Origin of the sequence: Amycolatopsis sp. (assembly GCF_025464955.1) — a bacterium.
GTDB lineage: Bacteria > Actinomycetota > Actinomycetes > Mycobacteriales > Pseudonocardiaceae > Amycolatopsis.
Window position 1 is genome coordinate 1 of record NZ_JAODNM010000074.1, and the last position, 20,873, is coordinate 20,873.

Genomic DNA, 20,873 nt, shown 5'->3' on the forward strand with positions numbered 1-20,873 from the left:
CGAAGTCGATGGATCCGCCGTCGGGTAAGAAGGGTGATTCGACGTCACCGTCGGGCGCGGGTGGCACGCCACCGCCGCTGAAGTCCGACCCTGCGGCACCGCCCAAAACGGACGGCTCCACGACGGCATCGGGCGATCACAGTGGTGGGGCCACACCTCCGCCGAAGTCCGATTCTGCGCCCCCGCCCAAAACGGACAACACTCCGCCGAAGGCTGACGATTCCACGACGCCGTCCGGTGATGGCCCGTCCGGTGCGCCGAAAGACAGTGGTACGCCTAAGAGCTCGCCCGATTCGAGCGTCAAGCCGGACCCGCCCCGCGACGGCGCCGTCGGCAAGGACGGCTTCGTGTGCAAGTCCGACCCGGTGGACATCGCGCGCGGCAACGTCGTGATGGCACAGACGGACCTGGAGCTGCCGAGCCCACTGGTGCTCGAACGGTTGCACATCTCGTCGTATCGGGCGGGCCGCCTGTTCGGTCCGAGTTGGACGTCCACTGTGGACCAGCGACTGGAGCTCGACCCCGAGCACGTCTGCTACTTCTCGCCGGACGGCATGATCCTGGTCTACCCGCGCGCCGCCCCCGGGACCTCAGTGCTGCCTCTCGAAGGCCCGCGCCGTCCGCTGACGTCGGCCGCAGACGGCACCTACACCTTGACCGACATCGTGGAGAGGACGGAACTGCGCTTCGGCCGGGTGCCCGGCCGAGGTGGCGAAACCCTACCGCTGCTGGCGATGGTCGATCACGGCGGCGACCGGGTCGACGTCGACTACGACACCCTCGGCGTGCCCCGGCTGCTGCGCCACTCGGCGGGTTACCGTGTGGAGCTGGAGACCGACGCCGGTCGTGTCACAGCGATCCGAGTGCTCGATCCCGCGAGGGAGCTCACTGTCCTCGTGCGGCGCTTCGGTTACGACCAGGAGGGCCGCCTGACCCAGGTCTTCAACTCCTCCGGCGCGCCTGAGCTGTTCGACTACGACGCCCACGGGCGGCTGACCGGCTGGCAGGACCGCAGCGGCACTTGGTACCGCTACATCTACGACGCCGACGGCCGGTGTGTGCGCACAGTCGGCGACCAGGGCTTCTACGACGGCGAGTTCGGCTACGACCTCGAGCGTCGCATCACGACGTTCACGGACTCGGTCGGCGGCACCACCGAGTTTCACCTCAACGAGGCCAACCAGGTCGTCCGCGAAGTCGGTCCGGTGGGAAACACCACTGTCTCCCGTTGGGACCGCTACGACCGGCTGCTGTCCCGGACCGACCCGCTCGGCCGCACCACCACTTATCAGCACAGTGAGGACGGTCTGCTCACGGGCGTCGTCCGACCGGACGGGAGCCGGGCGCGGGTGGCGTCGGGGGCGGACGGCGCGCTGACGGTCACCGTCGCGAGCGGCGACCGGACCTGGCAGCGGGTCTATCCGGCCGGCACCGCGCCGGACTTCTTCGACGGACAGGCCGGGATCGCGACGCGGTTCGAGCAGGATCGCCAGTTGACCGCCGGAGCTGTGGCGCCGCCGGCCGAAGACCCGACTGAGCGCGACCTGTTCGGGCGTCCGCGGGTGCTGACCGACGCGTCCGGCGGCCGCACCCGGCTCGGCTGGACTGTCGAGGGGCTGCGTGCCAGCCGAACCGGGCCTTCGGGGCGACACGAGGAATGGCGCTACGACGCCGAAGGCAACGTCGTCGAGCACGCCGGCATCCGGTTCGAGTACGGGCCCTTCGATCTGCCGGTGGCCAGGATCGACGCCACCGGCGCCCGGACGGCCTACGAGTACGACACGGAGCTGCGGCTCACCCGGATCACCAACCCGGCCGGTCTGAATTGGGGCTATACCTACGACACCGCCGGCCGCGTGGTGTCGGAGACCGACTTCGACGGACGGGTGCTGCGGTTCGACTACGACGCGGCGGGCCAGCTCGTGGGTACGGTCGACGGACTGGGGACGGTCACGACGTACACCTACGACGCGCTCGGCAACGTGGTCGAACGACGGACAGCGACCGGAACCACCACCTACGCCTACGATCCTGTCGGTTTCCTGGTGCGCGCCACCGAAGCGGGCTGTGTGCTGGAGATCGAGCGGGACGCACTCGGCGACGTCGTCCGGGAGTCGGTCGATGGGCGCGCGGTCACTTACGCCCGTGACAGCCACGGCGTCCAGCGGCGTACTCCGTCCGGAGTGGACAGTATGTGGACCTTTGACGAAGACGGGAACCCGGCGACCCTGTCCGTTGGTGGGCACGTGGTGGCCTTCCGGCACGACCAGGCGGGGCGCGAGATCGAGCGGACGATCGGTGGGGGAGCCGTACTGGCGCAGGCGTTCGACGCCGAGCACCAGCTGATCGGCCAGACCGTCACGGCTCGTGCCGGCAACCGCGTCGTCCAGCAGCGCCACTACCAGTACCGTGTGGACGGTCAGTTGACCGGCGTCGACGACGCGATCTCGGGGCCGCTCCGGTACCGGCTCGACGCGGCGGGCCGGGTCATCGGCGTCGCGACGCGGGACGGCGAGGAGAGCTACCGCTACGACCCGTCGGGCAACATCCTGCACGCCCAGGTCCCGGGCGCCGAATCCGACGCCGGCGCGCGCGGCTACGCCGGGAACCAGCTATCCGCAGCCGGTTCGGTTCGCTACGTCCATGACCGGCAGGGCAGGCTGGTCGCCCGTCACGAGGCAGGCCAGGCCGGCGCCCGCACCTGGACCTACCGCTGGGACGCGCAGGATCGGCTGATCGCGGCGAGCACGCCGGACGGCGCGGAATGGCGCTACCGCTACGACCCACTCGGCCGGCGCATCGCGAAGCAGCGCTGGTTGCCAGGCGCCGCCGCACCGGCCGAGGAGACAGTGTTCGTCTGGAGTGGGCAGCTGCTGGTCGAACAGGTGCAGCGGGGCCAGGACGGGCAGCAGCTCGTACTGACGTGGGACCACGTGCCCGGCAGTGTGCGCCCGGTGACCCAGACCGAGCAGCTCGGAGCGGGCGTCCGGTTCTTCTCGTTCCTCACCGACCAGGTCGGCACCCCGGTGGACATGGTCGACGCCCATGGTGTCGTCGCTTGGCACGCCACGGCGTCGTTGTGGGGCAGGGCAAAGCCGGGCCGCACCGGCGTGTCCACGCCGCTGCGCTTCCCGGGCCAGTACGCCGACGACGAGACCGGCCTGCACTACAACGTGTTCCGCTACTACGACCCGGGGACGGGGCGGTATCTCAGCCAGGACCCGCTGGGGCTGGTCCCGGCGCCGAACCCGGTCGTCTACGTCCCGAACCCGCTGTGCGACAGCGACCCGCTCGGCCTAGGCGGGTGCATGAGCAAGTCGAACGCTGCCGTGGGCGACGACGTCACGCCCCCGGCTCGGGCTGGTGGGGGATCCGACGCCGGGCATGTGCAGGACACCAACCCGCCGAGCCGCCCGGCGTCGCCGGAGGCGCCGCTGTCGAACGAGCCACCGCCGCCCAGGATCCCGTCGAGCCAGTGGGATCCGTCCCACGTGCCCGCGGGCACGAAGGTCTACCACTCTACTGACCCCGCGAACCTGCCGAGCCTCCACGGCGAGGACGGCGGCATCCGCCCGGCAGCCGACCCGACCGCGGCACCTTCGACCGGAGCCGGCGCGAACCAGTGGGGCGGCGGTGAGCTCGGGAACGGGTTCTACACGCACAAGAACCCCGAAAGCGCGCAGAACTACACCCTTCACATCGACCACCCCGCGGTTATCGAGTACACCGTGAAACACGACATGGATGGCAAGCAGTCACCTGGCGGCTGGATCGGCAACATGCGCGGCGACGACTACCGCGGCGGTGCGGACTTCATCAACGGACACCACGATCCCGAAGAGATCAAGTTCCACAACGGTGGCGATCAGCTGGAGCTGAACAAGATCTCCGTGTACGGCGAAGAGTTCGGCAGCTACAGCGCCTACAAGGAGTGGGCGACCGAAATGGGGCTGATGTAGGCGGGTGCGGTCGGCTGATGGTGCTCGGTCGGGGGTGCTCGGTTGGCAATCAGTTGAGCGATGCCGGACAGAACACCGGACAGTCCGCGTCTCCTCGCTTGCCCAGTGCCTCCCCGCGGTGCCAGTGTTTGAGGCCGACGACAGGGAGACGCTGTGAGAAGGATTCCGCCCCTGGTGGTTCTTGCTGTTGGCGCCGCCGCCTTGGTCGCGCCGAACGCCTCCGCGACATCGTTGGCTTCGACTCCCGCGGCCACTACCGCGGTCGCGCTCGACGGCAGCACGCTCGGACGGACCTTCGACGGCATCGGCGCGATCAGTGGCGGTGGCGGGAACTCGCGGCTGCTCGGCGACTATCCCCAGGCGCAGCAGGGGCAAATCCTCGACTACCTGTTCAAACCCGGCTATGGCGCGGATCTCCAGCTGCTCAAGCTGGAAGTCGGCGGTGACGCCAATTCCACCGATGGTGCCGAGCCGAGCATCGAACACACCCGCGGCGCGGTGAACTGCGACGCCGGCTACGAGTTCAAGCTCGCTGAGCAGGCCAAGCAGCGCAACCCCGCGCTCAAGCTGTACGGGCTCGCGTGGGCCGCACCGGGCTGGCTCGGCAACGGCCAGTTCTGGTCGCAGGACACTGCCGACTACCTGGTGACCTGGCTGAACTGTGCCAAGTCGCATGCGCTCACCATCGACTACCTCGGCGGCTGGAACGAGCGTGGGTACGACAAGGCCTGGTACGAGAACCTGCGAACCACACTCGGCAAAGCAGGCTATGGCTCGATCCAGGTGGTCGGCGCGGACTCGGACTGGGGCGTCGCGAACGACATGGTGTCCGACGCCGACTTCGCGAAGTCGATCGACATCGTCGGCGCGCACTACCCGTGCTCGGGTGGGGATGGCGGCGACGCCAAGACCTGCTCGACCACGTCGAACGCGCTGGCCACCGGGAAACCTTTGTGGGCCAGTGAAAACGGGTCCCAGGACGATAACTCCGGCGCGCCCGCGCTGATCCGGTCCATCACCCGCGGTTATCTCGACGCCAAGATGACGGGCTATCTGAACTGGCCGCTGATCGCGGCGATCTACCCGAACCTGCCGTATGCCACCGTCGGGCTCGCCGTCGCGGGGCAACCGTGGTCGGGCGCCTACAGCATCGGGAAGAACGCCTGGGTCACCGCGCAGCTCACCCAGTTCACCAAGCCGGGCTGGAAGTTCGTCGACTCCGCGTCGGGCTATCTCGGCGGGAACCGTGACAACGGCAGCTACGTGACGATCAAGCCGACGACCGGCGGCGACTACTCGACGATTCTCGAGACCAGCACCGCGACGGCAGCCCAGCCCGCGACGTTCACCGTCGGCGGCGGCCTGTCCACCGGCACCGTCCACGTCTGGTCCACCAGCCTCGGCGGTGGAACCGATCTCGCCCGGAACGCCGACATCACACCGGCAAACGGGCAGTTCTCCCTGACGCTGCAGCCGAACACCGTGTACACGGTGACGACCACGACGGGACAGGGCAAGGGAACCGCGGTCAGTCCGCCTTCCGCGCCGCTCGCTCTTCCGTACAGCGACGGGTTCGACAGCTACCAGCCCGGCAGCGAGGCGAAGTACCTCTCCGACATGCAAGGCGCGTACGAGGTCCAGGCGTGCACGGGCAGGGCCGGGCAATGCGTGCGGCAGATGGCACCGGTCAAGCCGATCGAATGGCAGGACGACTCGGACGCGTTCTCCCTGATCGGGGATCCGACCTGGGGCAACTACACGGTGGCTTCCGACGTCCGGCTCGCGCAGCCGGGCGCGGTGGAATTGCTGGGCCGCGCCAACACGCAAAGCCGCCCGCAGTCACACCAGAATGCCTACTACTTCAAGGTTTCCGACAGCGGTGCCTGGACGATCGCGCGGGGCGACACGAGCGGGAAGCTGACCACGCTGTCGTCCGGCACGACCACGGCGCTGGGTACCGGCTCCTGGCACCATCTCTCGGTGACCTTCGAGGGCACCGCGATCACCGGGTCCGTCGACGGTCACCAGGTCGGCACGGCCTCCGACGGACTGTGGACCAACGGCCAGGCCGGCCTCGGCGTGGTCGGCTACCAGACCGACGAATTCGACAACCTGTCGATCACGCCGGGCAGCGCCTCCCCGCCGTCGACGCGGACCGGGCCGATCACTTCGGGCCTGGCCGGAAAATGTGCTGACGGCGGCGCCGACAGCCGCGTCACGCTGTGGGACTGCGACAAGGATCCGGCCACCCAGAACTGGACCGTGTCGAACGGGACGCTCAGCGTGGGCGGCAAGTGCCTGGACGTCACCGGCGAGGCGACGGCCAACGGGACACTCGTGGGGCTGTGGACCTGCACCGGCGGTGCCAACCAGCTGTGGACACCGAAGCCCGATGGCACTTTGGTGAGCGCCCAGTCCGGCAAGTGCCTCGACGACCCCGGCTTCACCGCCACCAACGGCACCCAGCTCGAGATCTGGGACTGCAACAACGGCACCAACCAGCACTGGACCCTGCCCTAGCCGGTGCCCTCTGCGGTGACGGCTTTCAGTTGGGCGAATGAGTCTCGGAGGTGGCGCGCGAGGTCCGGCGGACCGGTGTCGACGAGCCAGCGCTCGAACGCCATCCTGAAGACGGTGATCCCCGCCTCGGCTGCCAGGCTCGCGGTGGTGTCGTGGACGCCTCGGCGGCGCAGCGCGTCGGTCAGCGCCGCGGCGATTGTCGACATCTTGATCAGCTCGCGCTCTTGAAGCTCCGGGTTCGCGGCGATGACGGCCTGACGCTGCCGGGACCCTTCGCGGCGCTCGTCGAAGATCCTGCCGGTGGATTGCAGGGCCGCGGAGATCGCGTCGATCGGCGCCGCGGAATCGGGTTCATCGGCGACAGCTTGCACGAGGTGATCCTGCAGGACGCTTGAGCCGCCGAACAGGACCTCGCGCTTGTCGGCGTAGTGCCGAAAGAACGTTCGCTCCGTGAGTCCCGCGCGCTTGGCGATCTCCGCCGCCGTGGTCTGGTCGAACCCGCGCTCGGCGTAGAGCGCGAAGGCGGCCTGCTCAAGTCTGCCCAGCGCGTCTGGCTCCCATCGGCTCATGAGTCTGACTCTAGTTGATGACAGCGACTGGCATCGCTGCTATGTTGATGACAGCAACTGACATTGACCGGCGCGGCGCACCTCCGCGGCGAGCCGGTCGACTTATCTGGAGGTTTTCATGCGCGTTTTCGTCACCGGCGCGTCCGGCTGGATCGGCTCCGGCGTAGTTCCCGAGCTCCTCGGCGCGGGCCACCAGGTCACCGGCCTGGCCCGCTCGGACGCGTCGGCCGCCGCGCTCACCGCGGCCGGGCTAGATGTGCATCGCGGTTCGCTTGATGATCTCGACAGCTTGCGGAGCGGGGCTGCCGCGTCGGACGGCGTGATCCACCTCGCGTACAAGCACGACATCGCCTTCTCGGGCGGCTTCGAGTCTGCTGCCGACGCGGATCGCAGTTCCGTCGAGGCGATCGGCGAGGCGCTGGCAGGGTCCGATCGGCCGTTCGTCATCGCCTCCGGGACCTTGGGGCTCGCCCTCGGGCAGGTGGGGACCGAGCGGGACGGCCATGATCTGGCCGCGTACGCGCACATGGGCCGTGGTCCGTTGACTCGGCTGGGGACCGCGGAGCTGACACTTTCTTTCGCTTCCCGCGGCGTCCGTTCGTCCGTCGTGCGACTCTCACCGACGACGCACGGCGAAGGAGACAAGGGATTCATGGCGCGTTTGGTCGGCATTGGCCGTGACAAGGGTGTCTCGGGGTACATCGGAGACGGTTCCAACCGCTGGACGGCCGGGCACCGGCTCGATGCCGCGCGCCTGTTCCGCCTGGCGCTGGAGAACGCGCCGGCGGGATCGACGCTGCACGCTGTCGGCGACGAGGGGGTACCGATCCGCGCCGTCGCCGAGGTCATCGGCCGGCTTCTCGACGTCCCGGTGGTCTCCGTCTCTCCTGAGGACGCGGTCGAGCACTTCGGCGCGCTGGGTGGCTTCCTCGGACTGGACAGCCCGGCCTCGAACACGCTGACCCGTGAACTGCTGGGGTGGCAGCCGACCCACCCCGGGCTCCTCGAAGATCTCGAGAAGGGCCACTATTTCACTCCCGCGGGGTGAGTGCGGCGACCTGGTCGACGTGATTCCGCCGACCCGTGCGCCGGCGCGGTGGAGGTTGGCGATCGCGTCGACCAGCGTTCAGTTCGAGTTCGCCCGGACCGTGTTCGGCAGATCTAGTGTTCGGCGACCAGCGATCAGTCCTCGTGTCGCCGTTCCGAGAGGTGCCGTCCATGTCCGATCTTTCTCGTAGAGGTTTCCTCGGTGCCGCGGTGGCGGCCACGGGAGCCGCGGTGGCCGGCGCGGCACTGCCTGCCACCGAGGCGCAGGCTTCTCCCCAGCCGGGTGGGAAAAACCACCGGTTCGGCGACATTCGGGACATCAAGCACGTGGTGATCCTGATGCAGGAGAACCGCAGTTTCGACCACTACTTCGGCTCTCTCAAGGGTGTCCGGGGTTTCGGGGACCGCTCGACCATCACGCTGCCCGGCGGTTTGTCGGTGTTCCAGCAGCCGACGACGACACCCAGCGCCCCTGCTGCGGCGACGCAGTATCCTTGGCACCTCAGCGATGCCCCCGCGTCGGCCTACCCGGCCGGTCACCAGCCGCCCAGCCCGGAGGTCGGCGCGCAGGGTTACGGCGGAACGTCGCACAGCTGGGACGACCAGCACGGCGCGTGGTACGGCGGCCTGATGAACGGCTGGGTATTCGCCAAAGGCGGCCTGACGACGCTCGGCTACCTCGACCGCGCGGACATCCCGTTCCACTACGCGCTCGCCGACGCCTACACGGTGGGCGACGCCTACCACTGCTCCGTGCTCAGCGCCACCGGCCCGAACCGCACGTTCCTGTGGAGCGGCACCATCGACGCCCAGCAGAAGTACAGCAGCTACGTCGCCTACAACGGCGGTGACGAGCTGGGCAAGAACCTGCTCTGGGAGAGCTATGCCGAGACCCTGCAGCAGGCTGGCGTCACGTGGAATGTCTATCAGTGCGCCGACGACTACGGTGACAACGCAGTGGAGTATTTCGCCACCTTCGCCCGGCTGGACCCCGCTCAAGGTGGCAAACCAGCCCCTGGCAACGTTTTCTACGACCACGGTGTCGCCAACGTCCCCGAGCCGCTGACCGGCCTGACCGCCAACGCCGACAACCTCACCAACGCGATCAAAGCCGACGTGGTCGCGGGCAAGCTGCCGCAGGTGTCCTGGGTCGTTACCAACCAGGCGTTCTCCGAGCACCCCGACGGCGCTCCCAACGATGGTGCGTACTACGTCAACCGCGTGCTGGAGGCGCTCAACGCCGACCCGGACGTTTTCGACTCGACCCTCGTGATCATCGACTACGACGAGAACGACGGGCAGTTCGACCATGTGCCACCGCCGGTTCCGGCGCCGGGGGCCAAGGACGAGTTCTTCTACGAGGCGTCCGGCGCCCTCGCGAGTGCCGGTCTGACGCAGCCGCTACCGGTCGGCCTCGGCTTCCGCGTTCCGCTGATCCTGATCTCGCCGTGGACGCGGGGCGGCTGGGTGACCTCGGAGGTTTCCGATCACACCTCGGTCATCCAGTTCCTCGAGAAGTGGACGGGGGCGCACGGGACGCCCGCGTTCTGCCCGAACATCAGTGCCTGGCGCCGCAGCGTGTGCGGTGACCTGACCAGCGCGTTCGACTTCACCTCGCCGGTCTTCGGCTTGCCGAAGCTGCCCTCGACCAGTGTGATCGGCGACCCGGCCGGCGGTTCGTACCATCCGCCGACCGTGACCAACGCGATGCCGGTCCAGGAGCCGGGTACCAAGCGGGCGCGTTCGCTGCCCTACCAGCCGAACGCGAACTTGGACGGGTTCACCGACGGCAGTGCCGGAGTGGTCGAGGCGAGCCTGTCGTTCAGCAACAACGGGAAGCACGTTCGCAAGGCCAGTCACTTCGCCGTTTACGACAACACGGCGCCGGCTCCGTCGCTGGCCGACTACCCGGCCAAGTACCCCGGCCAGTACACCGTCGACCCCTCGCACACGGTCTGGAACAAGACCGTGCCCGGGTCGGTCCAGATCGCCCGTGGCAAGTACGACCTGACGGTGGTGGGCCCGAACCGGTTCCTGCGGCATTTCACCGGCGACGTCACCGCCATCGGGAAGTCCGCACAGGTGGAGGCGGTGTACCACGAGCGCGGTTTCGAGGCGAAGCCCAAGCTCTCGCTCGAGATGGCCAACACCGGTACGAGCACGGTGACGTTCACCGTCGTGCCGAACAACTACACGAAGGAACGGCCGAAGACCTACCGCGTGCCCGCGCACGGTCGCGCGACGCACTCGGCGGACCCGCTGGCTTCGAGCGGCGGATGGTACGACGTGACGGTCACCATCAGTGGCGACAGCACCTGGTCTAGGCGTTATGTCGGTCATCTCGAAGACGGAAGGGACAGCGTCACCGGCTGATCGGTCACGCTCGACGTTCGCACAGCGCCGCTGCGGAAGCTTGCTTCGAGGCCTCCTGTCTGGTTCCGCGTCCGGTGGACCCGCCGCCTCTTCTGAGGTCGGGGACGCGGGAGGTGAAGGTGACGATACGAGAACCTGTTCATCAGGAAACCTGTACATTTCACCTCGAGGATGGCAAGGTTCACCAGCACAGCAGCAACCGCACGTCGAGGTGAGGTTCCTTCATGGCCGCAGTGAGTTCCCCCGCAGACCTGTCCGCACCAGCCGGGCAACCGCCAGGGCTGAGCCGAGGCACCCTGGTGGCCGCCACACTGGCGGTGTGCGTCGCGCAGATCGGCCTCGCCATACCGGCCGTGCTGAACGGCCTCTTCCAGCAGGACCTCGGGCCGACGTCGGCGCAGCTGACCTGGATCTCCGCCGCGTTCCTGGTCCCGATCACCTTGCTGGAACTCACGTTCGGCGTCCTCGGTGACCTGTTCGGCCGCAAGCGGCTGCTCATCATCGGCTCGCTGCTGCTCGCGCTGGGGGAGGCCGTCGCGGTGCTGACCCCGGGCGCGGGTACATCGACGGATCTCCGGGTGGTCGTGCTCTGGGCCGGTCAGATCCTCGCCGGGCTCGGCGCCGCCGCGATTTTCCCGACGACGCTCGCGATGGTCGCCGCCGGTGCGCACACCGCGCATGCCCGCTCGCGGGCGCTGCCGATCTGGGCCGCGGCGCTGGCGTCGGGCGGGTTCCTGTCCCCGGTGCTCGGCGGCTGGTTCGCCCGGTACGGCTGGGGCGGTGCCGCCCTTGGCGGCTGGCGCTGGGCGTTCGTGCTCGTCGCCGTACTCGCCGTGGTCAGTACCATCGTGACGGCGCGCTGGGCCCGTACCTCCTCGTCGCCGCAGGGGCGTTCGCTGGACTGGCCGGGCCAGGTGACGATCGCGGTGTCCCTGTTCGCGCTGCTGTTCGCGGTGATCCAGGGACCGACCAGCGGTTGGGGCAGCACGCCGGTGATCGTCGGGTTCGTCGTTTTCGCGGTGTTCTTTGCGCTGTTCGTCGCGGTCGAGCTACGAGCGGAAAAGCCGTTGCTGCGACTGGATCTTTTCACCAACCGCGCGTTCGCTGTCTCGTCCGCGATCACCGTGCTGAGCATGTTCTCGCTGCTCGGCGTCGGTTATGCAACCAGTATCCGGCTGGCCGCGATCCAAGGATTCACCCCGCTGAAGACCTCGATCGCGTTCGTGCTCCTGAATGTGATGGCCCTGCTGCTGGTGCCGCTGGCGTCGCGGCTACTCGACCGCACCACCCCGCGGGTGATCCTGACCATCGGGTGCACGCTGCTCGCGGCCGGCTCGTTCTGGATCTCCTCGCTGTCGGCGGCCACCATCTCGATCGGTCCGCTGGTGGTGCCGCTGCTGCTCATCGGCACCGGGTTCGCGCTCGCGCTCAACGGCGTCACCTCGGTGGCCGTCAACAGTGTCCCGCCGCGGTTGGCGGGAATGGCCAGCGGGACGACCAGCTTGCTCAGGGACTTCGGGTTCACCCTCGGCCCGGCCGTGATCGGCGCGGTGGCGCTGAGCCGGGCCGCGTCGGAGATCTCGGCCAAGGTCTCTGGCGACCCGAAGCTGAGCACGGCGTTGGAGCACTTCACCGCGTCCGCCCAAAGCGCGCCACCGGCGCAACGCGGGGCGGCGCAGGCCGCCGTCGATGCCGTCCAGTCCGGTCCGCTCGGCGCGAACGCCGTGCCGTCGTCGATCCTCCTGCCGAACGGGCAGACCGCTCCGCTCAACCCGCTGAAGGACGTCGCCTTCGCGGCGCTCGACCACGGCTACTCGACGGGCTACCTGGTGACCGGCCTTGCCGCGCTGGTGGCCGCCCTGCTCGCCGCGTTCGTGCTGCGCACGGCGAAGACCGAGGTTGTGCCATGATTGCCGGCCCCAGTTTCCTGCGCGGGGCTTGCCACGCCTGGGTACAGTCCGGCGGTTGGGGCGTGAGCAACACCGGCCTGATTGCGGGTGATGGCGAATCCCTGCTGGTGGACACCCTGTTCGACCTCGCACACACCCGCCGCATGTTGGACGGGTTGGCCGCGCACGCCGGACACGCGCCGATCGGGACGGTGGTGAACACCCACGGCAATGGTGATCACTGGTTCGGCAACGAACTGGTGCCCGACGTCGAGATCGTCGCCGCGGCGGGCTCGATCGAGGACATGCGAGCGGTCGGTCCGCGCGAGCTGACGGCGCTGCTCGCCGCCCCCGGCCGGGTCGGCGAGTACGCGCGGGACATCTTCGGCGCGTTCCGGTTCGACGATCTGACGCCCGCGTTGCCGACCAGGTCGTTCGACGACAGGCTGGAGCTCACGGTCGGCGGAGTGGACGTCGAACTGATCGACGTCGGCCCGGCGCATACCCGGGGCGACACGATCGTGCACTGCCCCCGCGACGGAGTCGTCTACGTCGGTGACATCGTGTTCGCGGGCGGCACGCCGATCGTCTGGGCCGGTCCGGTCGGGAACTGGATCGACGCCTGCGAACGGATCCTGGGGCTTGGCGCCGACATCCTGGTACCCGGCCATGGCCCAGTGTCGCCGGTGGAGGTGGTGCGGACGATGGTCGACTACCTCGACTTCGTCCGGGCGGAGGGCACCAGCCGCTGGAGCGCGGGCATGCCGCTGGCCGATGCCGCGGCCGACGTCGACCTCGGACTGTTCGCCGGGCTGCCGGAGTCCGAACGGCTCGCCCTCAACTTGGCCGCGGTGTACCGGGAGCTAGATCCCGAGCCTGGGCCACCACCGGACGGGCCAGCCCTTTTCGGTTGTATGGCAGACTTTCGCGCTATCCAAAGAATGGCGGGTTTGACGTGCGGTGGGTGAGTCTGGAGACAGCGGGTGAACGGCGTGTCGGCGTCCTGGCCGACGACCGGATCCACGTGACCGGTGAGGCGCGAACGCTGCTCGCCCTGCTGGAACGCGGTGATCTCGCCGAAGCTGGTGAGCGTGCGCTCGCGGACCCGGAGGCCGTTCTCGCCGTCGACGAGTCGGACCTGCTCGCGCCGTTGCCGGAGCCACCGTCCATTCGGGACTTCATGGCGTTCGAACAGCATGTGGACGGGGTGGGCCGCCTTGTCGGTGCGCTGCCGCTCGTTCCGGACGTCTGGTACGAGCAGCCACTGTTCTACTTCTCCAACCCCGCGGCCGTGGTCGGTCCGCGAGAAGACGTTCCGATGCCACCGGGCTGCTCGGTGCTCGACTACGAGCTGGAAGTCGCCGCCGTCGTCGGCCGGTCGGGGGCGGATCTGACCGTCGAGGACGCGGATCAGGCCATCGCCGGTTATCTGGTGATGAACGACTGGTCGGCCAGGGACCTGCAGTTCAGCGAGATGCGAGGACCACTGGGGCCGGCGAAGGGCAAGGACTCCGCGATCACGTTGGGGCCGTGGTTCGTGACCGCGGACGAGCTCGAGCCCTACCGCTCCCGGAAGGGATTCGACCTGGGGATGTCGGTGTGGATCTCTGATGAGCTCATGGGGGAGGACCGGCTGGACAATCTGGGCTGGAGCTTCGCCGAGATGGTTTCCTACGCATCGAGGGGGACCAGGGTCAGGCCTGGCGACGTGGTGGGCTCGGGTACCTGCGGGAACGGCTGCCTGGCTGAGCTGTGGGGGCGACACGGCCGCGAGGCGCATCGCCCGCTCGCGCCGGGCGACGTCGTCCGGATGACGGTGGAAGGGCTCGGGACGATCAGCAACCGCGTCGTCGCCGGTGGTCCCGTCCGTGCGCCGCTGACTCAGCGAAAGCCTGCGGGGCCCTGGAAATAGCGGACAAAAGGGGCTCTTCGGTCGAATGTGTGGGTCGTTGCCACCGCAACTCGCCGTCGAGTTGCGGTGGTGGCGGTGCCGCCTCGGTAGGCTGGTCGTAACCAGCGATCAAGGCCGCGGCCACGCCCAGGGTCCTGAATTTTCGGGAGGTTGTTCCTCATGACCGACTCCGCTCAGGACAGTGCCGAGAGCAGTGACGACGACAGCGTCGACGAACTGATCGAACTCGCCGCCGAGCGTGGCGACCTGGATGAGCTGCGGCGCCTCGCGGACAAGGGTAGTTCCGACGCCGCCGACCAGCTCATCGAACTGGCGGGGGAGCGAGGCGATGTGGGCGAGTTGCGACGGCTCTCCGACGCGGGCAACGACACCGCGACCGATCAGCTGATCGAGCTCGCCACCGAACTGGATGCTCTGGACGAGCTGCGTCGCTTGGCTGCGAAGGGCAACATCACGGCCGCCGAACAGCTCGCGGAACTCACTGCGGAGTAAAGAGCGTCTCAAGGATTTTCAGTGGTTAGCGGACCGGGGTCCTTCATTTCCCGCCGGGAACATTTCGACGCCGAATAGCGCGCATTCCCCTTTTTCGACCCTACGCAGAAGCGAGCGGTGGGTGTCACCCCCGTTGGTAGGTTAAGGCCCGCTGCCACCCAAAACGGGCATTGATTCGCAAAAGGGTAATTCCGGAGTGGATTTTCCCCGACTGTTCAGTCTGTGGGATAACGCTGGGGGATAACAAGGTTGGGATCGGACGGGTTCCGACGAAAGTTGGTTCCCCGCTAACGATCGAGCGGCTTATATTCCTTTCGCTCGACCGGATCTTCTCCCTCTCCCCACTTCTGCGATTGGGTTTTTCATGCGTAGACACCCTATGGCTACGGTCTTCTCCGCGACCGCCGCGATGCTGACGCTGACCGGTGGCGCTGCGCTGGCTTCGACGCCAGACACCGCCGCCGCGGACGCGCTCACGTCGGCGGTCCCCGGCCTCCATCACTCGGTGCCGAACGCGGCAGCGGACAAGGGCGCGGCGTCGGGCCTACACCGAGTCACACTTTCCTTGGCCTCCAAGGATAAAGCCGGTCTGGACGCGTACGTCGCCGCCCGCCACGCGCCGCTGTCCTCGGCCGAGTTCGCCGCCAGGTTCGGTCCGTCGCAGCAGGGTCTCGACTCGATTCAGGGCTGGGCAGCCAAGAACGGCCTCGCCGTGCAGCACGACCCGGGCAGCATGCTGCTCCACCTGGCCGGGTCCACAAAGGCCGTCGACGCCGCTTTCGGCGCCTCGCTGCACAACTACCAATCGGCGTCGAAGTCCTTTGTCGCCAGCACGCAGGACGCGAAGCTCCCCGCGAGCATCGCGAGGTACACCACCTCCGTCGTCGGACTGTCCACTCCGGCCACCGCGCACGTGGCGAGTGAGGGCCAGGTCGCGAAACCCGCCGCGTCCGGATACGGACCGGCCGACTTCACGAAGTTCTACAACGCGCCGTCGGCCGACACCGGCACCGGGCAGCGCCTCGCGATCATCACGGTCGGGAACCTCACCGGGGTCAAGAAGGACCTCGCCCTGTTCGAGAGCCACTTCAGCCTGCCCAAGGTCGCCATCACCGTGGTCCCGATCGACGGCGGCTCGTCGGACACCAGCGACGACGTCGAATGGGACCTCGACACCCAGTACTCGACCGGCTTCGCGCCCGGTGTGTCGGGAGTGACCGCGTACTCCGCGCCCGACCTGCAGGACCAGTCGCTCACCGACGCCTTCTCGAAGTGGGTCGACGACGACAACATCACCCAGGCCAGCGCCTCGTTCGGTGAGTGCGAGACCGACGCGCAGTCCTCCGGTGACCTGACGGCCACCGACACCGTGCTGGAGAAGGCGGCCGCACAGGGGCAGACGTTGTTCGTTTCCAGTGGTGACACCGGATCGAAGTGCGGCACGCAGAACGGCACGGTCAGCGGTCCCGAAGGCGTCGGCTACCCGGCGAGCAGCCCGTACACCGTCGCCGTCGGTGGTACGAAGATCACCAGCCTGTCGGGCGGAACCGAAGAAGGCTGGTACGCCGGTGGCGGCGGCCAGTCGCCCAACGAGACCGCGCAGTCCTGGCAGACCTCGGTCGGTGGTGCCTTCACCGGCAGCGCGCGGGGCGTGCCGGACGTGTCACTGTCCGCCGAGGACTTCCAGATGTACTACAACGGCAGCATCATCGACGAGGGCGGCACTTCGGCCAGCGCCCCGTCGTGGCAGGGCGTGTGGGCCCGCGTCCAGCAGGCGACCGGTGACAAGGCCGGCTTCGGCGCACCCGCGCTCTACCAGGCGTCCAGCGCGCTGCGGGACATCACCAGCGGCAACAACGGCGACTTCGACGCCGATCAGGGCTGGGACTACGTCACCGGCCTCGGCACGCCGGACATCACCGCGCTCACCCAAGCGGTGACGCCCGCTTCCTGATCCCAGGAGCAGGTCAAGAGGCTCCCCTCGCGCTGGGTGCGAGGGGAGCCTCTTCGTCTTCGGCGCGCTCCCCGTGGAAGTTGCGCCACTGTTCGAGTCACGTTGGCCAGGGCGTCGGGGGCGGGGCGTAGACAGAGGCTATGGACCTCACGGCGTTGGCACGGCGGTTGCTCGAGTCGATCCCGGCACACCAGCTGATCGGCCTGCGAGTGCTGCGCGCGCAGGACGGCTCGGCGGAAGTAGCCGTCGACCCGTTGCCGCAGCTGCACAACGTCATCGGCACGCTCCATTCGAGCGGGCTGACCGCACTCGTCGACGCGGCCGGACTGGCCGCGCTCATCGCCGCGGCGGCCGACGAACAGCAGTTCGACGGAATCGTGCCGCTCGGCGCGTCCGCGGAGCTGCGGTTTCTCGCCCCCGCGAGCGGACGTCTGGTCGCGCGCTGCACGCTGGACCACACGAACCTCGCCATGGCACAGGCGCTGTTCACCGGCGTGACCGACAAGATCCGCCTCAAGACCGACTGCGAGATCTCGGACGCCCACGGCACGGTGGTCTGCACCGGAAGCTTCCGCTGGAGCGTTCGCCGGATGACTACCGCGAGCGCATGCCGCACCTAGCCGGCGGTCCGTCAAAGCAGTAGCGACGCGTTCGACCTTGCGCAGTCAGCGTGCAGACTTTCTGTCCAAAGATGATCGAACATGTTGACTTCTGAACACTTCAGCGCATAACGTCTCCGCTCACCACGGTCCCTGATGTTATGGAGTCGCGATGCGTACCTTGGCTGTCATCGCTCGGCTTTTCGCACGACGCCGGACGGGTGCCGCGGCCGCGGCCGCGGTTTTGGCGGCCGTCGGCGTGTTCGCCCCGGCGACCGCGTGGGCGACGCCGCCGACCAGCGGGTTCACGATCACGGTCGGCTCGACGAGTCCGTACGCGTACCCGACGGACACCCCGGCGAGCCCGTACCTCGACAAGGACGGCACGTTCTACTTCCAGCAGTCCGCCGCCCTCTACGGCGCCGCGGAGCCGCGGAACTGGGAGTTCTACACGGGCAAGGACTTCGACTCCGCCACCAAGTCCACCGCCATCAGCAACGCGGTGAATCCCGCCAATGCGCAGGACAAGAACAACGACACCACCTGGCGGTGCAACAACAGCCCCACCGGCGTGACCGCCACTGACCCGCCGTCAGGATCGAGCTACTCCCAGAAGAACTTCTGCGACCTGGTCGGGGTGTGGGTCGATCCGGATACCGGCGACTGGTATGGCTTGGTGCACAACGAGTTCACCCCGCAGCCGTTCGGCACCCCGTCGTTCTCGCACTACGACGCGATCGACTACGCGGTGTCGAAGGATCAGGGAAAGGTGTGGACCATCACCGGCCACGCCATCACGTCGCCGTACAGCACGAACCGCGGCGACACGACGGCCTTCCCGAACGGCACGTTCGACTACGGCGACGGTGATCCGCGGCTGTTCGTCGACCAGGCGTCCGGCTACTTCTACGTCTACTACGGATCCCGGATCGTGCCCAAGGCCGGCACGGGTGGCAGCGCCGATGGCCTCGCGCACGTCGCCCGCGCGCCGATGTCGTCGAAGCTGGCGACGGGGTCGTGGTCGAAGTGGTACAACGGTTCCTGGTCGCAACCCGGCGTTGGCGGTCTCGAGAGCAACATGGTCCCAGCGACGTCGTCCGCACCCTCGGGCTACACGCCGGTGGCGAAGGATTACGACCCCGCCAACACCGGGTCGGTGGACCAGCAGGTTGCGGCAGGCGTACTGCCGGCGAAGTCGGACCTGTTCGTCATGAACATCGCCTACGACGCCTACCTCGGTCTGTACATCGGCGAACCCGAAGTCGTCACCGGAACCGCGCCGCAGCGCTACTACGTCACCGACAACCTCGCGACGCAACAGTGGCACCTGATCGGCGACTCCGGCGCATACACCTCGGGCTCGTGGTACCGCTGGTTCGTCGACAGCGCGAACAGGACGAACTCGACCATCATCGGCAAGACTTTCCGGTCCTACTGCTCCATCGCCTGCGCGAGCTCCGACGGCGAGTACGCCAACGAAACGGTGACTTCGACGTCGCCCGCGGTCTCGCCTGTCGACCCTGCGAAGACGTACCGGATCAGCAGCGGGTCGGGACGGGTCCTCGCGCAGGTCCAGGGCAGCTCGGCGACCACGTCCGCGGCGTTGGCGAACGGTTCCGGACTGCAGGCATGGTTCTTCGCAAGCAACGGTGACGGTTCCTACACGATCACCAACTCCGCCACCGGCCAGGCACTGGGCGTCGACTCGACGTCGACGACGCAGCGGAGCTGGGGAACGAAGCCGACAGCCACCGCTCCAGGTTCCTCTGTCGGCCAGCAATGGTTCCTCGTCGCGAATGCCGCTGCGGGCACCTACCGTCTCGTCAACCGCTACAGCGGTCTGGTGCTGGGCCTTTCGTCGGACCCGGCGCGGCTCGCGGAGACGACCCCCAGCCGGTCCTGGACCAATACCACAGGCAACCCGGTCGGCGGATCGCGCAGCGCGGGCGAACAAACCCTGGGCCTCACGGCGACCGGGTCGTCCCCCAACCTCAACGGCACACACACGATCTCGGTGTCCGGCCAGGCGCTCGACGACCCGGACTACTCGACGAGCACCGGAACCCAGCTCGACACGTGGGCGCAGAACGGTGGAGCGAACCAGAACTGGGTGTTCACCCAGCAGGCCGACGGCTCGTACACGATCGCCAACGCGCACTCCAACCTGTGCATGGACGACAACGGTGGCTTCACGACTCCCGGAACCACAGTGATCCAGTGGACGTGCACCGGCGGGGTGAACCAGGACTGGGCCGTTACGAAGTCGGCGAGCGGTGCCTACGCGGTGAGCAACGTCCACTCAGGACTCCAGCTGACAACGGCTTCGGCAGCCAACGGGGCGCCGGTGACTCAGCAGGCGGACACCGGTTCCGCGCTGCAGCGGTGGACGATTGCTGGTTGAGTGCAGGCGCGTGTCGTGGGCACTGTCGGTGGCGGTGGCGGTGGCCCGCGTTGGGTGGTGGGTCCGGTCTACTGCAGCGAGGACCGGGGCGAGCTGGGGTTCGGGGCGGATCCGGGGGCCCGTTCCGTTTCGTGAGTGGGTCGAAAGGGACTTTTCTTGTGGTGAACGCACGGATAATGCCGCTCGCGATTCGCCGCTCACGTTAAGCAACCAGCCTTGGGGGCTTGGTGCATCTGTGAGTGACACCCGCGATATGCAGTTGGACGTGAAGGCCACCTTCACGACGTAATTTTCCGTGAAGGTGGCCTTCACGTCCAATCAATGATCACGTGCAGCGATAAAGCGGTTCAGTCGTTCGTGTATCGAAGAGGCGTTCGATCTGCGGTAGGATAAAGGGGTGTCCAGCTCACTGATCCGGTTCCCCTCGCTCGCCGAGATTCGGCGTGCGAATCCGGTGGAAGCTGCTGAGATCGCCCGCCAACTGGCGCGGATCTACAACGAGTGCGACGCACTGTTCGGTGTGCTGGCGGCGAAGGTGGAGACCGAGGGTGTGAAGGTCGTCTACCAGTATCTGAACGCGGCACTGTGGTTGGATGATGTCACTCAGATCGGCCCGGCGGCGGCGAAGCGGATCGTGATCCGAGGCAAGGCCGTGAACTCCTCCCATACCCTGGACGGCACAGAAGTCCCGGCGATCGCGCCACTGGCGGGTATCGCAGCACGCGCAGGCCAGATCACTCCGGCGCATGTGGATGAGATCGTGGCGACGATGACGAAGGTGCCCGCGACGGTGTCTGCTCGGGATCGGGCGGGTGCGGAGAAGATCCTGGTCGACCTCGCCCGGCAGGCGAAACCCCTCGAAGTCCGCAAAGCCGGCGACCGGCTCCTGAACACCTTCGACCCGGACGGACCCGAGCCGAAGGACCCGCCGGAGAGACCGAAGCGGGAGCTGTCGTTCCAGGAACACGGCGACGGCACCGCCACCCTCAAAGGCAAGCTCGACAACCTGGCCTACGCCCAACTCCGCGCGGCCCTCGACCCGTTGGCGAAGCCGCACTCGACGAAAGAGGAAGGCCGCGACACCCGCAGCCAATGGGAACGCCACGCCGACGCCCTCGTCGATCTGATCCGCCTCGCGATGACGGTGGACGAGATCCC

13 protein-coding genes are annotated in these 20,873 nt (G+C 67.9%); 12 read left to right on the plus strand and 1 reads right to left on the minus strand.

The genetic code is table 11. The features are described from left to right. Window positions 1-347 precede the first annotated feature (347 nt). Both JWQ81_RS16780 and JWQ81_RS16785 read left to right on the plus strand, forming a co-directional pair. The gene (locus tag JWQ81_RS16780) at window positions 348-3,959 is read left to right on the plus strand and encodes an RHS repeat-associated core domain-containing protein (protein ID WP_297542487.1); all 3,612 of its coding nucleotides are present in this window, start codon (window positions 348-350) and stop codon (window positions 3,957-3,959) included. A 174-nt stretch (window positions 3,960-4,133) separates the two neighbouring features. Then, complete coding sequence (locus tag JWQ81_RS16785; RefSeq protein ID WP_297542489.1) at window positions 4,134-6,479, plus strand: ricin-type beta-trefoil lectin domain protein; 2,346 nt, start codon at window positions 4,134-4,136, stop codon at window positions 6,477-6,479. Here the strand turns inward: JWQ81_RS16785 and JWQ81_RS16790 are convergent. Beyond that, entirely contained in the window at window positions 6,476-7,048 is a 573-nt protein-coding gene (locus JWQ81_RS16790) for a TetR family transcriptional regulator (RefSeq protein ID WP_297542491.1), read from the minus strand. The genes JWQ81_RS16785 and JWQ81_RS16790 overlap by 4 nt on opposite strands. Window positions 7,049-7,166: 118 nt before the next feature. On the opposite strand from JWQ81_RS16790, the gene JWQ81_RS16795 reads away from it, so the two are divergent. The 10 genes from JWQ81_RS16795 to JWQ81_RS16840 form a co-directional block, all read left to right on the plus strand. Then, window positions 7,167-8,096 carry an SDR family oxidoreductase gene (locus tag JWQ81_RS16795; RefSeq protein ID WP_297542493.1) on the plus strand — a complete coding sequence of 310 codons (930 nt, stop codon included), beginning with the start codon at window positions 7,167-7,169 and terminating at the stop codon, window positions 8,094-8,096. Between the two features lie 170 nt (window positions 8,097-8,266). Further along, a complete protein-coding gene (locus JWQ81_RS16800; RefSeq protein ID WP_297542494.1) occupies window positions 8,267-10,468 on the plus strand; it encodes a phosphocholine-specific phospholipase C in 2,202 nt (733 codons plus the stop codon). Between the two features lie 224 nt (window positions 10,469-10,692). Further along, window positions 10,693-12,378 carry an MFS transporter gene (locus JWQ81_RS16805; protein WP_297542496.1) on the plus strand — a complete coding sequence of 562 codons (1,686 nt, stop codon included), beginning with the start codon at window positions 10,693-10,695 and terminating at the stop codon, window positions 12,376-12,378. Then, window positions 12,375-13,325, plus strand: coding sequence for an MBL fold metallo-hydrolase (locus JWQ81_RS16810; RefSeq protein ID WP_297542498.1), 951 nt, complete (start codon window positions 12,375-12,377; stop codon window positions 13,323-13,325). Before JWQ81_RS16805 ends, JWQ81_RS16810 begins: the two co-directional genes overlap by 4 nt. Then, complete coding sequence (locus tag JWQ81_RS16815) at window positions 13,322-14,269, plus strand: fumarylacetoacetate hydrolase family protein (protein WP_297542500.1); 948 nt, start codon at window positions 13,322-13,324, stop codon at window positions 14,267-14,269. Before JWQ81_RS16810 ends, JWQ81_RS16815 begins: the two co-directional genes overlap by 4 nt. A 159-nt stretch (window positions 14,270-14,428) precedes the next feature. Beyond that, window positions 14,429-14,761, plus strand: coding sequence for a hypothetical protein (locus tag JWQ81_RS16820; RefSeq protein WP_297542501.1), 333 nt, complete (start codon window positions 14,429-14,431; stop codon window positions 14,759-14,761). A gap of 379 nt (window positions 14,762-15,140) precedes the next feature. Then, window positions 15,141-16,715, plus strand: a complete 1,575-nt coding sequence (locus JWQ81_RS16825; protein ID WP_297542503.1) for a S53 family peptidase — start codon at window positions 15,141-15,143, stop codon at window positions 16,713-16,715. Between the two features lie 140 nt (window positions 16,716-16,855). After that, window positions 16,856-17,335, plus strand: a complete 480-nt coding sequence (locus JWQ81_RS16830) for a DUF4442 domain-containing protein (protein ID WP_297542505.1) — start codon at window positions 16,856-16,858, stop codon at window positions 17,333-17,335. Window positions 17,336-17,486: 151 nt separating this feature from the next. Further along, window positions 17,487-19,715: an RICIN domain-containing protein gene (locus JWQ81_RS16835; RefSeq protein ID WP_297542507.1), complete on the plus strand. Its 2,229-nt coding sequence runs from the start codon at window positions 17,487-17,489 to the stop codon at window positions 19,713-19,715. Window positions 19,716-20,112: 397 nt separating this feature from the next. After that, window positions 20,113-20,873: DUF222 domain-containing protein (locus JWQ81_RS16840; protein WP_297542509.1), on the plus strand; the 761-nt coding region annotated here is incomplete at its 3' end.